12 protein-coding genes and 1 pseudogene are annotated in these 14319 nt (G+C 59.2%); all 13 read left to right on the forward strand.

The window, feature by feature from the left end; translation table 11 throughout:
* The first annotated feature begins 2 nt into the window (after positions 1 to 2).
* The gene (locus AC3WOK_RS10960; protein ID WP_059312808.1) at positions 3 to 815 is read left to right on the forward strand and encodes a type VI secretion system accessory protein TagJ; all 813 of its coding nucleotides are present in this window, start codon (positions 3 to 5) and stop codon (positions 813 to 815) included.
* A complete protein-coding gene (gene tssE / locus AC3WOK_RS10965) occupies positions 808 to 1371 on the forward strand; it encodes a type VI secretion system baseplate subunit TssE (protein ID WP_010432861.1) in 564 nt (187 codons plus the stop codon). Before AC3WOK_RS10960 ends, tssE begins: the two co-directional genes overlap by 8 nt.
* 2 nt (positions 1372 to 1373) lie before the next feature.
* Entirely contained in the window at positions 1374 to 3245 is a 1872-nt protein-coding gene (tssF, locus tag AC3WOK_RS10970; RefSeq protein WP_492354507.1) for a type VI secretion system baseplate subunit TssF, read from the forward strand.
* Complete coding sequence (gene tssG, locus AC3WOK_RS10975) at positions 3242 to 4285, forward strand: type VI secretion system baseplate subunit TssG (RefSeq protein ID WP_492354508.1); 1044 nt, start codon at positions 3242 to 3244, stop codon at positions 4283 to 4285. The genes tssF and tssG overlap by 4 nt, the downstream gene beginning before the upstream one ends.
* Positions 4286 to 4323: 38 nt before the next feature.
* A complete protein-coding gene (gene tssH, locus AC3WOK_RS10980; RefSeq protein ID WP_063957520.1) occupies positions 4324 to 6939 on the forward strand; it encodes a type VI secretion system ATPase TssH in 2616 nt (871 codons plus the stop codon).
* 24 nt (positions 6940 to 6963) lie between these two features.
* Positions 6964 to 8400: a serine/threonine protein kinase gene (locus AC3WOK_RS10985; RefSeq protein ID WP_492354509.1), complete on the forward strand. Its 1437-nt coding sequence runs from the start codon at positions 6964 to 6966 to the stop codon at positions 8398 to 8400.
* 32 nt (positions 8401 to 8432) lie between these two features.
* Positions 8433 to 9851: a Tle-like phospholipase domain-containing protein gene (locus tag AC3WOK_RS10990; RefSeq protein WP_492354510.1), complete on the forward strand. Its 1419-nt coding sequence runs from the start codon at positions 8433 to 8435 to the stop codon at positions 9849 to 9851.
* 35 nt (positions 9852 to 9886) lie between these two features.
* Complete coding sequence (locus tag AC3WOK_RS10995) at positions 9887 to 10612, forward strand: ankyrin repeat domain-containing protein (RefSeq protein ID WP_286037539.1); 726 nt, start codon at positions 9887 to 9889, stop codon at positions 10610 to 10612.
* Between the two features lie 29 nt (positions 10613 to 10641).
* A complete protein-coding gene (locus AC3WOK_RS11000; protein WP_235836446.1) occupies positions 10642 to 11100 on the forward strand; it encodes a hypothetical protein in 459 nt (152 codons plus the stop codon).
* Positions 11101 to 11139: 39 nt separating this feature from the next.
* A pseudogene (locus tag AC3WOK_RS11005) lies at positions 11140 to 11481 on the forward strand (ADP-ribosylglycohydrolase family protein); the annotation flags it as partial.
* 105 nt (positions 11482 to 11586) lie between these two features.
* On the forward strand, positions 11587 to 13515 hold the full coding sequence (locus AC3WOK_RS11010; RefSeq protein WP_492354511.1) for a type VI secretion system Vgr family protein: 1929 nt from the start codon (positions 11587 to 11589) through the stop codon (positions 13513 to 13515).
* Between the two features lie 59 nt (positions 13516 to 13574).
* On the forward strand, positions 13575 to 14024 hold the full coding sequence (locus AC3WOK_RS11015) for a hypothetical protein (protein WP_492354512.1): 450 nt from the start codon (positions 13575 to 13577) through the stop codon (positions 14022 to 14024).
* A 65-nt stretch (positions 14025 to 14089) separates the two neighbouring features.
* Positions 14090 to 14319 (forward strand): contractile injection system protein, VgrG/Pvc8 family (locus AC3WOK_RS11020; protein ID WP_492354513.1); only part of this gene is annotated, 230 nt, incomplete at its 3' end.

Below are 14319 nucleotides of genomic sequence, written 5' to 3' on the forward strand. Positions count from 1 at the left end.
CTATGAATACGCTCTATCAACACCTGGCGGGTGAGACGCTCGGCGACGCGCTGGCGCGTCTTGAAGCCGAAATTAAAGCCCGTCCGGCGGATGCCGATCTCCGCGCCGCGTTCGTGCAGTTTTTAACCCTCAGCGGCAACTGGACGCGCGCGCTGACCCAGCTGAAAAGCTGGCTGGCGCTGAAGCCTCAGGCGAAGCCCACCGTCACGCTGCTGGAGCAGTCCATTCAGGGCGAGCTGCAGCGCGCGCAGGTGATGGCCGGCGCGCAGCGTCCTGCCATGCCTGAAACCCAGTGGCCGTGGCTGACCACCCTTGCCGCGGCGCTGGGCGAGGAGCGCGAGCGCGCGCAGGCGCTGCGTCTTGAAGCCCTTGACCAGGCTCAGGCAAACCCGGGCCGCATCGTCCTCGAAAACGAGGAGACGCAGGCTTTTGACTGGCTGATGGACGGCGATGCCCGTCTCGGCCCGGTGTGCGAAACAATTGTTAACGGCCGCTATTTCTGGCTGCCGTTTAGCGCGATTGCGGAGATCCGTTTCCAGGCTCCGGCCAGCGTCACCGACCTGGTCTGGCGCCATGCGCTGGTGCGTCTCACCGACGGCACGGAGCAGGTGTGCCAGATCCCGGCGCGCTATCCTTTTGCGGACGATGCTTCCGATGCGGTCAGGCTGGCGCGCACCACCGAGTGGCGTGCGCTCGACGAGGACGGCACCCTTTACGAAGGGATGGGGCAGAAAGCCTGGCTGAGCGAGCAAAGCGAAAGCCCGCTGCTGACGCTAAGCCTCGTGACGTTTGCGACGGATGGAGCCGATGAGTAATCCCGCTGGCGAAGGCGATCTGCTGCGCAGCGGCTGGCAAGCCCGCAGCAAGCAGGAGAAGGTGGGGGCGCGCGACAAAATGCAGCCCTCGCTGCTGGATCGTCTCACCGATAACGACCCGGAAAAAAAGCGCGAGTCGGCCAACAGCAATCTGATCACCCACGCCGCGCTGCGCCGCAACGTTCTGCGGGATCTGCAGTGGCTGTTTAACACCATCAACCATGATGCCTCCGGTGATTTGAGCGCCTTGCCGCACGTGAACCGCTCGGTGGTTAACTTCGGCGTCGCCCCGCTGGCCGGGAAGCGAATGTCGGATATCGAATGGCACGATATTCAGCGCAAGCTCACCGAGGCCATCATCAATTTTGAACCGCGCATTTTGCCGCAGGGGCTGCAGGTTCGCTGCGTGTCGGATACCTCCTCGCTGGATTTGCACAATGTGCTGTCCATCGAGATAAAAGGGCGCTTATGGTGCGTGCCGTACCCGCTGGAGTTCCTGTTTCGCACCGATGTCGATCTGGAAAACGGCCATTTTGAACTGAAAGATGCGGGGTAATCATGGAAAGTAAACTGCTCGAGTATTACAACCGCGAGCTGGCCTACCTGCGCGAAATGGGGGCCGAGTTTGCCGAACGCTATCCGAAAGTTGCCGGACGGCTGGGCATGCGCGGTATCGAAGTGGCGGACCCGTACACTGAACGGCTGATGGAGGGCTTCGCCTTTCTCACCTCCCGCGTGCAGATGAAAATGGATGCGGAGTTTCCGCGCTTCTCCCAGCGCCTGCTGGAGATGATTGCGCCGAACTACCTCGCGCCCACGCCCTCGATGGCGATTGCCCAAATTGAGCCCGACAGCAGCCGGGGCGACCTGAGTAAAGGCTTTATCGTGCCGCGCGGCACCATGATGGACAGCCTGGCGCTGAAGAAGACGGGCGTCACCTGCAGCTATACGACGGCGCACGACGTCAACCTGCTGCCGCTGAAAATCGACAAGGTTGAGCTGGGCGGCGTCCCCGCAGACCTGCCGCTGGCGCAGCTGGGCCTGAGCCAGCGGGGGATCAACAGCGCCTTACGGATCCGCATCGCCTGCGACGGTCCGCAAAACCTCGGGCACCTGGATTTTGACCGTCTCGAGTTTTTCCTCAGCGGTCCGGACATTGAAGCGCTGAAGCTGCTGGAGCTGGTGATGGAGCACCATGCCGGGATCGTCTGTCAGACGGTCAGCCAGCATCCGCAGCGACAGCTGCTGGCGTCGGACGCGCTGCGTCAGGAGGGCTTTGGGCCTGACCAGGCGCTGCTCCCGGACGACCTGCGCAACTTTGACGGCTACCGTCTGCTGCAGGAGTATTTTGCTTTCCCGGCCCGTTTCCGCTTTATCAGCCTGAGCGGTCTGAGCAAGCTGATTCAGCGTTGCGAAAACGAAAAAGCCTTTGATATTTTCATCCTGCTGGATAAGTCGGATGAACAGCTGGAGCGCGTGGTCGACGCCAGCCATCTGGCGCTGCACTGCACGCCGGTGATCAACCTCTTCCCCAAGGTGGCCGCCCGGCAGAAGCTGAACGAAGGCCAGCACGAATACCATCTGGTGGTCGATAACATCCGGCCGCTGGACTATGAAATTTACGCCGTGAATAAAATTTTCGGCAGCGCCGACGGGCAGCGCGACGACCAGACGTTTCGTCCTTTCTGGAGCACCTGGAGCGGTGACGCGGGCAACTACGGGGCCTATTTTTCCCTGCGCCGGGAGCAGCGCGTGCTCTCTGAGCATGCCCTGCGCTACGGCACCCGTACCGGCTATATCGGCTCGGAGGTGTTTGTCTCGCTGGTGGATGAACAGCACGCGCCGTGGCAGGAAAACCTGCGCTACATCTCTGCCGAGGTACTCTGCACCAGCCGCGACCTGCCGCTGATGCTCCAGCAGGAGCTCGGGCAGTTCATCATGGCCGACTCCATGCCGGTGAAGTCCCTGACCCTGCGTAAAGGGCCGACGCCGCCGCGTCCGGCGCTGGCCGAAGGGTTCAGCACCTGGCGGCTCATCAGCCAGCTGCAGATGAACTACCTCAGCCTGATGGACAGCGAAAATGAAGACGGCGCCGCCGCGCTGCGCCAGCTGTTAGGCCTGTACGCCAACCTGGCCGAAACGCCGGTTGCGCGTCAGGTAGAGGGCGTTCGCCACTGCGTGCTGGAGCCGGTTCACCGCCGCGTGCCGGAACCCGGTCCGGTTGTTTTCGCCCGCGGAATTGGCATTACCCTGACGGTGGACGAGCGGGCGTTTTCCGGCGCCAGCCCCTGGCTTTTCGGCAGCGTGCTGGAGCGCCTCTTTGCCCGGCTGGTGTCGATTAACAGCTTCACGGAATTCACCCTGAAAAGTCAGCAGCGCGGCGAAATTGGCTACTGGGCGCCGCGGATGGGTAAAAGGGCGCTGCTATGAGTGACGTTGCTGCCGCACCGCTGCGCGTTCACCGCCTCACGCCGCTGCCGGAAAGTTTCTGGCGCGGGGTGCGCGAGACGCCGTGGCGCTATGACCTGTTCCAGCTGCTAAGGCGCATTGACGCCCAGGGCGGCGAGCGCTATCCGCTGGGACGCGCGCCGCTGCCGAAATTTGAGCCGTTACGCATCGGCCAGCAGCCGTCGATGAGCTTTGCGCCTTCCACGCTGGCGCAGGTACGACAGCGGGAGGAGAGCGGGCTGCACGAGGTCTCTATCCTCAGCTTCGGCCTGTTTGGCCCTAACGGTCCGCTGCCGGTGCACATGACCGAATACGCCCGCGAGCGTATTCATCATCATCAGGACAGCAGCCTGAGCGCGTTTGCCGATCTGTTCCACCATCGCCTGACGCTGCTGTTTTACCGCGCCTGGGCGGACGCGCAGCCCGCCGTCTCCCTTGACCGCGCCGACAACAGGCGCTTTGAGGGATACCTGGCCTCGCTGATTGGGATGGGGCAGCCGGGCCAGATGAGCAAAGGCAGCCTTAGCGCCCATGCCCGCTTTACCCACGTCGGGCACCTGACCCGTAACGGGCGGGATCCGGAGGGGCTGGAAAAGATCCTGCGCAACTATTTTAAGGCGCCGGTCAGGCTGGTAAGCAACGTGCCGCAGTGGATGCCGCTCTCCGCGCGCGAGCAGGCGCAGCTGGGAGCAGGGCGCCGCATGCCGCGCATGGGCGAATCCGCCTTTCTGGGCGTTGCGGTGCGCGACGTGCAGCATAAGTTTCGCATCGAGATTGGCCCGCTGAGCGCGGAGGAGTACAACCGCTTCCTGCCGGGCGAGGCGTGGGTCACCGAACTGCGCGACTGGGTGCGCCAGTATGCCGGGCTGGAATTTGAGTGGGAAACGCGGGTGATCCTGCGCGAAGACGCGGTGCAGGGCACCACGCTCGGCGGTGCCGGGCGATTAGGCTACAGCACCTGGCTGGGCCACCAGCCCCAGCCTGTCCCGCGTGGCGATCTGGTGTATCGCGCAGAGCGGTAATCCTTCCGTATACCGAATTATTGTTAATGGAAACTAACATGTCAGAAATTAGCCGTGCCGTGCTTTTCGGCAAACTGGATACGCTGTTATTTACCTCTCTGGAAAGCGCCACCGCGTTTTGCAAGCTGCGCGGCAACCCGTACGTGGAGCTGGTGCACTGGCTGCATCAGCTGATGCAGCAGCAGGAGGGCGATCTGCAGCAGGTCATCCGCCACTTTGCCCTCGACGAACAGCAGCTGACGCGCGATATCGTCGCCGCGCTGGACGCCCTGCCGCGCGGGGCGAGTTCTGTTTCCGATCTCTCCGAACATATCGACAGCGCCGTGGAGCGCGCCTGGGTTTATGGCTCGCTGAAGTTTGGCGTCAGCCGTATTCGCGGCGGTCACCTGCTGATCGGCCTGCTCAAAACCTGGAACCTGGCCAATGTGCTGAAAAGCATCTCGGCGCAGTTCACCCGTCTTAACGTCGAGGTGCTGATTGAGCAGTTCGATGCCATTTGCGCCAACAGCAAAGAGACGCAGCAGGCCCCAGCCGCCGTCGATGCACCGGCGGGTGCGGTACCGGCTGCGCAGGGGACGCTGGCCCAGTACGGCCAGGACCTGACCGCCCGCGCTCGCGAAGGGAAAATTGACCCGGTTGTCGGGCGTGATGAAGAGATCCGCCAGATGGTCGATATCCTGATGCGCCGCCGTCAGAACAACCCGCTGCTGACCGGGGAAGCCGGGGTCGGCAAAACGGCGGTGGTGGAAGGGCTGGCGCTGCGTATCGCCGACGGCGACGTGCCGGAGCCGCTGCAAAATATTCAGCTGTGGCTGCTGGACATCGGCATGCTGCAGGCAGGCGCCGGCATGAAAGGCGAGTTCGAGGCCCGACTGCAGGCGTTAATCAATGAGGTGCAGTCCAGCGCCACGCCGATCATTCTGTTTATCGATGAGATCCACACCCTGATTGGCGCAGGCGGCCAGCAGGGTACCGGCGATGCCGCCAACCTGCTGAAGCCAGCCCTGGCGCGCGGACAATTGCGCACCATTGGGGCAACCACCTGGGCGGAATACAAAAAATATATCGAGAAAGACCCGGCGCTGACCCGTCGTTTCCAGACGGTGCAGGTTCACGAGCCGGACGAAGCGAAAGCCGTTCTGATGCTGCGCAGCACCGTGTCGCCGCTGGAGACGCACCACCAGGTCCTGCTTCTCGACGAAGCGGTCAGCGCGGCAGTGAAGCTGTCGCATCGCTATATTCCGGCGCGTCAGCTGCCGGACAAAGCCGTTGCCCTGCTCGACACCGCCTGTGCCCGCGTTGCGGTCAGCCAGAGCGCGCCGCCGGCGCAGCTGGAAGACTGCCTGCGCCATCTCGCCGCGCTGGACGTGGAAATCGATATAGCCGAACGCGAAGCGCGCGTCGGTGCCGGTGACGCCGGGCGCGTCACGGCATTACGCGCCGAGCGCGACGCGTATGAAACCAAACGTGAAGCCCTGGCCCAGCGCTGGGAAGAAGAGCGCAGCCTGGTGCAGGAGATTATCCGCCTGCGCGCGGCGCTGTTCGCGGCGGGCGATGAAGATACCGCCGAACTGCGCGGCCAGCTGGCGGAGCAGCAGCAGGCGCTGAACGCCTTACAGGGCGATGAGCCGCTGCTGTTTGCCGCGGTGGATGAAAACGTGGTGGCCGCGGTGGTCTCTGACTGGACCGGGATCCCGCTGGGCCGGATGGTGAAAAACGAGATCGACGCGGTGCTGAACCTCGCCGACACGCTGAACCAGCGGGTCATAGGCCAGCGTCACGGACTGGATCTCATTGCCCGCCGCGTGAAAACCTCGCGGGCGAAACTCGACGACCCGAACAAACCGGTGGGCGTCTTTATGCTGTGCGGCCCGTCCGGCGTCGGTAAAACGGAAACCGCGCTGGCGCTCGCGGAGTCGCTGTACGGCGGCGAGCAGAACGTCATCACCATCAACATGAGTGAGTTCCAGGAAGCGCACACCGTTTCCACCTTAAAAGGTGCACCTCCGGGGTACGTAGGGTATGGTGAAGGCGGGGTATTAACCGAGGCCGTTCGCCGTCGCCCGTACAGCGTAGTGCTGCTGGACGAAATTGAAAAAGCGCACCCGGACGTCCACGAGATCTTCTTCCAGGTCTTTGATAAAGGCTGGATGGAGGACGGCGAGGGGCGCCACATTGATTTCCGCAACACCATTATTATTCTGACGTCGAACGTGGGCACCGACCTGATTAGCGCCATGTGTGCCGATCCGGAGCTGATGCCGGAGCCGGATGCCCTGAGCGGCGCGCTGCGCCAGCCGCTGCTGGAGGTGTTCCCGCCCGCGCTGCTGGGCCGTCTGCTGGTGGTGCCGTACTACCCGCTCAGCGACGATATGCTGGGGCAGATTGTTCGCCTGCAGCTCAAGCGCATCCAGCGTCGTCTGGAAGAGAATCACAACATCATTTCTGAGTTTGACGACAGCGTGGTGGAACAAATTGTTCAGCGCTGCACCGAGGTGGAGTCCGGCGGCCGCATGGTAGATGCGATCCTCACCAACACCTTGCTGCCTCAGATGAGCCAGATATTACTTACCGCCAGCCGTAGCGACGAGCAGTACCGACGTCTGCACGTCACCTGCGAGCAGGGCGAGTTTCACTGTCAGTTTGCCGCGTAATAATCATCAAGAGAACTGTAAAAGATGACGGATAATGATAACAATCGGACTGTCCCAAACGCGCTCCCGGTCGGGTACCGCTTCAACGAGTTTGAAATCAAAGAGGTGATCGGCGGCGGCGGTTTTGGCATCGTTTATCGCGCGTGGGATCACCAGCTCGAACGCACTATCGCTATCAAAGAATTTATGCCTTCCTCGCTCGCCGTGCGCGGCGACGACATGACCCTGGTGCTGCGCAGCGAGCGCTTTGGCAAAGCCTTTTCCGCCGGGCTGAACAGCTTTATTCAGGAGGCGCGCCTGCTGGCGCGCTTTAACCACCCGAACCTGCTGCACGTCCTGCGTTTCTGGGTGCAGAACGACACGGCCTACATGGGGACGCTGTTTTACAGCGGCACCACGCTTTCGCGCCTGCGCGAACAAAAGCCGGAGCTGATTAACGAAGCCTGGATCCGCCGCACGCTGCCGATGCTGTTTGGCGCGATCAAGACCATCCACGACGAAGGCTATCTGCACCGCGACATCTCTCTGGATAACATCCAGATCCAGGATAACGGCCTGCCGGTACTGCTCGATTTCGGCTCCGCGCGCCGCACGATCGGTAACCTCTCTGATGAAACGGAAACCATGCTGCGCCCGGGCTTTGCGCCGATTGAGCAGTACACCGACGATAACGAAAGCGAGCAGGGCCCGTGGACGGACATTTACGCCCTCGGCGCCGTGCTGCGTACCCTGATTGTGGGGTCGCCGCCGCCGGTCAGCGTGGTGCGCTCCATTCAGGACACCTGTAAACCGCTGGTCGAGCTGATGCCGCAGGGTTATTCCATTCCGCTGCTGCAGGCCATCGACCGCGCGCTGGCGCTGCACATGGAGGACCGTCCTCAGTCTATCGACGAGTTCGCCGCGCTGATTGAGATGCCGGTTGCTGGTATTAACGACGTGCTGACGGCGAAAAAGCCCGGCACGATGCTGGTTCCGGTCGAAGACGAAAGCCCGGCTTCGGCACTCGACTGGCGTCGCTACAAGATCCCGGGCATGGTTGCCGCGGGCGTGCTGGTGGGCGTCGTTGCCGGCGCGATGCTGTTCAGCGGCGGTGGCCATGACGCGCCTGAGCAGGCTGCACAGGCACCGTCCGAGACGCGTCCGGCTGAAACAGCCGCAAACGCGCCGGACGTGAAGCCAGAAACGACGACGGTGAACGAGCAGGCGACTGCGCCAGCAGCGGCGCAGCAGACGCCACCGCCTGTCGAGGCCAGCCCGGTTGCGTTGGTTTATATCCGTATTCTCGACGGCGAAACGCTGAAAGTGAACGGCGAGCCAAAAGCGCTGCGTCCGGCGAATAACGGCTACGCGTCGCTCAAGCTGCCAGCCGGCGAGGTGAAGATTGAACTGCAGGGCAACGGCATAACGCGTAGCCAGACGCTGAATATCGCCAAGCCGGGCACCTGGCTGGTGAATCCGTAAGTCAGGCAGGGACAGGGAACAGGACGGAGCGAATGTATAACATTAAGTTTGTCTATCTTTTCAGCGAGAACGTCTCGCCAGCGCTTTTTGCGAAAATTATCCGCCCGTCCGTCGCCGGGCAGTGGATTATGTCGGTGCCCGACAATTCGCTGCGCTCGCTGTTCACGCGCTACGATTTGCTGCGAACCATCACCGGTGCGAATCCCTATCAGTCCGGGCGCGATACGCGCAAGCTGATAGCGCAGGATCTCGATATGGGCAGAATCGTTGCAATTGACGAAAGTTTTCGCAGCTGGTCATCGGTAACGGAAATCTTTTACATCAATGCCAAAGGGCGGCTGCAGGCCGCCTCGCTCACCGGGCTGGGCTGGTACCCGGTAAGCACTATCGTCGATCGTTACGAAACGATGGTGCGCATCTATGGTTCTCGCCCTGCGCCGACGGAGCTCCCGACGCAGGTGGTGAAATCCAAAGCGGCGCAGGTGCCTGACCAGCCGACGCCGGGCAAAGACGGTAAAACCTACGCGGCACAGCTGCAGAATATGACCAAAGCCGAACGCTGGCAGGCCCGTAAGGACCTGATTGCGAAAGGCAGCAACAGCCTCTACCCGGATGCGCAGATCGCGGCTAAACGGCTAGCGGCGAATAACATTGCCGTGGAGAAAGCGAAGCTTGCGGAAAATGTTTATAAGACCGTAAACCCGCTGGAAACGACGCCGGGCGTGCCGGAGGGGTGGACGGATATTAGTAATGACGCAGCGGCGCTGAAGAAGCTTGGGCTGAACAGCAAATCACTTTTCGACAATACAGCCTCTCCTGATTTTCTGGCCCGCGTATATCAACCCGACCCAGAGGTGTTTGGTCGTGATATGAACCCAACGTTGGTTTTCCGAGGGTCACGACAACCCGAATTTTTCCCCATGAAGAACATGGCTGACTGGAAAAATAACGGTGCGCAAGGGCTCGGAATGGCGTCAGATTATTATAAAAGAGCAGTGGGTCTTGGCGAACAACTCTCTAAATCCGGTCAACAAGTAGATATTGCGGGCCACTCTTTAGGGGGCGGATTAGCGTCTGCTACCGCGATGGCCAGCGGTATGCCGGGATGGACCTTCAACGCGGCCGGTCTGCATCCGGGTACCGTAGAGAAATACGGCGGAAGTTTATTGGGCAGCACGGAAAATATTCAGGCTTACCGGGTTGAAGGTGAACTGCTGACAAAAATTCAGGAAGTTAACCTTTGGGAAGATTTCAAAACGGTTAAAGGACACGTGCCGGCGCTGATAGCCAAAGAAGAGCTTTCTGCCGTCATGCCTAACGCTGCCGGAATTGCACACGACCTTCCGGGGGGAACGGGAGGTGCTCTCGATCGCCATGGCATCGATCAGGCGATTAACTGTATTGAGCAACAGAAAGATGAAGACATCGCAATTATCGGGAGTCGCGCGTGAAATCATTGATTACTGGCTGGATAGCGCTTTGTTTAATGTTTATGGTTCAGGGGTGCAAGCAAAATATGGATTTAAAACCAGACAATTACTTCAGTGGTCAGCAACTCGCAGTCGCGCGTGCAATTGAAGCCGGTGAGATGAATGAGGTTATTAAATTAGCGTCGCAAGTAGACCTTAATAAACCCGGTAAAGAGGACATGACGCTGTTATTTTGGGCGGTGATGAACGCAATTAACGATAAAAAAACACCGGAACAGCTAAAAATTATTACCGCTCTGATTAAATCGGGGGCAGATCCGCTCCAGCCAAGGCCTAAAGGAGAGAGCAGTCCGGCTGAATATGTGCTGAAAGCGGACAGTGGGGTCTGGATAAAGGCAATGCTGGAGGGCGGATTATCGCCGGATGCGAAGGATAAAACGTTTGGGGAACCGATTATCTTCGAGACCCTCGAAGCAAAAAACACCGATACGCTGCAGGCGATGCTTGACGGTGGAGCGGACATCAATATTACCAATTCACTGGGTAATACGTTGCTGATCGCCGCGCTAGACTTTCACTCTTACGACCATGTCCTGCTTTTGCTGGAGCGCGGCGCAAACGCTGAGATCAAGGCGGATAATGGCTGGACAATGGCCAACCAACTGCAGCGTTATCTGAACCGGGCGAAAGAGGGGAGTGACGAATATCAAAAGCTGACTGAAATCAAAGACACGCTTATTCAGCATGGCGGTAAATGGCCTCCTGCACCGGTGAGTCAGTGATGTTGTTAAACAGTTCGCTTCCTTGAGCAATGATGAGTGTTAAAAAGCAGGTATTCATTTTCTGGGGAACGATGGATGCGCTGGCTGTTGCGGTCTACTGCGCGCAGTCCGTGCGCCATGACAGAGTCCCCTTTGTATCCGATATATCCTCTTTCAGTGCGACAGGAAACTGGCTTTCTGGTGGTGGATCCGGCGTTCTGCTGCTTTTCTTTATTCTCGATTTCCTGTTGCTGTTGTCGCTCTTTGCCTCGGCATGGTGCTTTCTGACCGGGAAGCCCTTCGCGAGCAGACTGGCGCTCTGCCAGGAAGTTTTTCGTCTGATCTCCTTCCGGTACTCGGTGACCCTTTTCCCGCTGTTGTTGAATCTCGCGGGCGCCTCAAGCGTCTGGCTGTACAGTGTTTTGTTTATATTTTCAGAGTTTCTTAAGATCTACTCTCTGTGGATACATCAATACGGAAGGACGCGTAATGCTCGATCTTCACAGTGACGATGCTGTGGTTATCCACAAGAGGCGTTGTTCAAGCTTCATCGGTTTCCTTTGTGTGCAAGGGTTATGATCGTTAACGCTGGTGAGTACAAGCATAAGTCCCGTCACCAGATTCGCTCCAGCGGTTATGTTATCGATACGCTTGAGGCCGCAATGTGGGCGGTATGGCATACGGATAATTTCCGTGATGCGATCCTTCTTGCCGCCAATCTGGCGGATGATGCCGACAGCGTGGCGGCAACGGCAGGTCAACTGGCCGGTGCGTTATATGGCTATTCAGGTATTCCGCAGAAGTGGAAAGATAAACTGGTCCAACACGAACGTCTCGTCAGCATGGCAGGGGAGCTATTTCACAGTGCACCTGAGGATAACTTTCTTTAACGTTTCTGACGCATAAGAGCACCGGCGCATATCCAAAACCACTTTGTCAAAATTAGCTTTACGTTCAAACACGTTTTCAGCATAAACCATTACGGAATACAGATTATGCTCAACCGAATTACCGTTCAGCTCCCGGTCGAGGGGCTGCTCTTCTGGAAACTTTCCGGCCGCGAGGCGATGTCCGAGTCGTTCGCCCTGACGCTGACCCTGCTCGGCACGGATGCGCGCATTGACCGCAGCAAATTGCTCGGTCAGCCGGTCACGGTGACCATCCCGACGCAGAACCTGCTTACCTCCCGCTACATCAACGGCAAAGTCACGCGCGTGGCGGTGAGCGCCGTTGAGCTGACGGGCACCCGCTACGCGGTGTACCAGCTGACGGTGGAGCCGGACCTGTGGCCAATGAAGCGCGACCGCAACCTGCGTATCTTCCAGGGTCAGACGGTGCCGCAGATAGTGAAGACCCTGCTGGGAGAGCATCAGGTCAACGTGGAGGACAAACTCACCGGCAGCTACCGGGTGTGGGACTACTGCGTGCAGTATCAGGAGTCGAGCCTGGACTTCATCAGCCGGCTGATGGAGCTGGAGGGGATAGCGTATTACTTCAGCCACGAGGCCGACAAGCACACCCTGGTACTCACCGACGCCGCCACCCAGCACCAGCCGTTCAGCGGCTACGAGGTCATCCCTTACCACCAGACGCCGTCCGGCGGCAGCACGGACGAAGAGGGTATCGGCCAGTGGGCGCTGGAGGACAGCGTGACGCCGGGCATTTACAGCCTCGATGATTACGACTTCCGCAAGCCGAACGCGTGGCTGTTCCAGGCCCAGCAGAACCCGGCGTCGCCGAAACCGGGCAGCATCGACGTTTACGACTGGCCGGGACGCTTTGTGGAGACCGGGCATGCGGAGTTCTACGCCCGCATCCGTCAGGAGCGCTGGCAGGTGGAGCATCAGCAGATTCAGGCCACCGCCACGGCGGCGGGCATTGCGCCGGGCCACATCTTCACCCTGACCAACGCGCCGTTCTTCAGCGATAACGGCCAGTATCTGGTGACGGCGGCGGGGTATCACTTCGAGGAGAACCGCTACGCCAGCGGCGAGGGTGAAACCATTCACCGCACCGATTTCACGGTCATCCCGGCGTCGGTCTCTTATCGCCCGGCGCAGAGCACGGCGTGGCCGCGCACCTACGGCCCGCAGACGGCGAAAGTCGTGGGGCCGCAGGGGGAGAGCATCTGGACGGACAAATACGGTCGCGTGAAGGTGAAGTTCCACTGGGACCGACTGGCGAAGGGCGATGACACCAGCTCCTGCTGGGTGCGCGTGTCGAGCGCCTGGGCGGGCCAGGGCTACGGCGGGGTGCAGATCCCGCGCGTGGGCGATGAGGTGGTGGTGGACTTTATCAACGGCGACCCGGACCGGCCGATAATCACCGGTCGCGTGTACAACGACGCGAGTATGCCGCCGTGGGCGCTGCCGGCAGCGGCGACGCAGATGGGCTTTATGAGCCGGACGAAAGACGGCTCGGTCGACAACGCCAACGCCCTGCGCTTTGAGGACAAGGCGGGCGCGGAGCAGGTGTGGCTCCAGGCTGAACGCAACCTGGATATCAACGTCAAAAATGATGAATCCCATTCGACTGAAAAGAATCGAACCCAATTTGTGGGAGAGGATGAAACATTACGGGTTGTCAAAAATCAGAATGCGGGCGTAAAAGGGAACGTCATCTGCCTGACGGGTAACTCTCGCAGTGACAAAGTGGTTAACGACTATATTCTTTCAGCGGGTAATACGCTGAGGCTGGAGTGCGGCGAAAGCGCCATTGAATTATCGAAAGATGGCAGCGTTAATATCATTGGCAATAACTTTAACTTTACCGCTAAGCAGAATGCGCAAATCAACACGCTTGGCGGTGAACTGCATTTGAATCCTGCCGGTGGAAGCAATGCAATCAATCCTCCTGGGGCATCCCACCAGACGGCAATCCAGCAGGAAGTGGATGGCTTTTTCGTTTTCAACGCTAATAAGTAAACGTATTCAGGCTGGCATATAACCGACTACCCCGTCATCGTAAAGCGATGGGGTAGTCGATGGGACAAATTGCAATGCACTGGTTTTTCTTCCTTTTCTTTTTGATCCTGACGCTGGCGGTCATCTGGAATGAAAAGAACGCCTTTAATAAAAAACAGTGGATAATAACGGGCCTGACGTTGGTGCTTGTTCTGCTTTCTACGGTTGTAATTGGTTTCTTTTTGAAATGGCTGGCGCAGTCATTTTTATTATTTCCTGTCGCGGTGGCAAAAAAATACTCCATCATCATTTCTATGTCTCTCCTGTGCGTCTGGGGTATGAAATTCGCCGTCGCTTTGCTGTGTACTCTATTTTCAGGCGTTATGGTCGCGCATAAAAAAATGAATTTTCGCAATTATGAAAAGATCTCTCTGATGTCACGCACCGTAGCGCCGCCCTTATTTGTCTTCGCTAAACTCCTTCTCTCGTTAGGGTGTGTCCTTATGTTTTCAGGCCTGTGGCTTAAGTAAGTGTTGCGATCGACGCTGCTTCGTGGCCGCTGAAACAACGATGTTGCATTTACGGAATAACGATTATGCTCAACCGAATTACCGTTCAGCTCCCGGTCGAGGGGCTGCTCTTCTGGAAACTCTCCGGCCGCGAGGCGATGTCCGAGTCGTTCGCCCTGACGCTGACCCTGCTCGGCACGGATGCGCGCATTGACCGCAGCAAATTGCTCGGTCAGCCAGTCACGGTGACCATCCCGACGCAGAACCTGCTTACCTCCCGCTACATCAACGGCAAAGTCACGCGCGTGGCGGTGAG

Source organism: Enterobacter sp. FW301-JW81 (assembly GCF_058788735.1).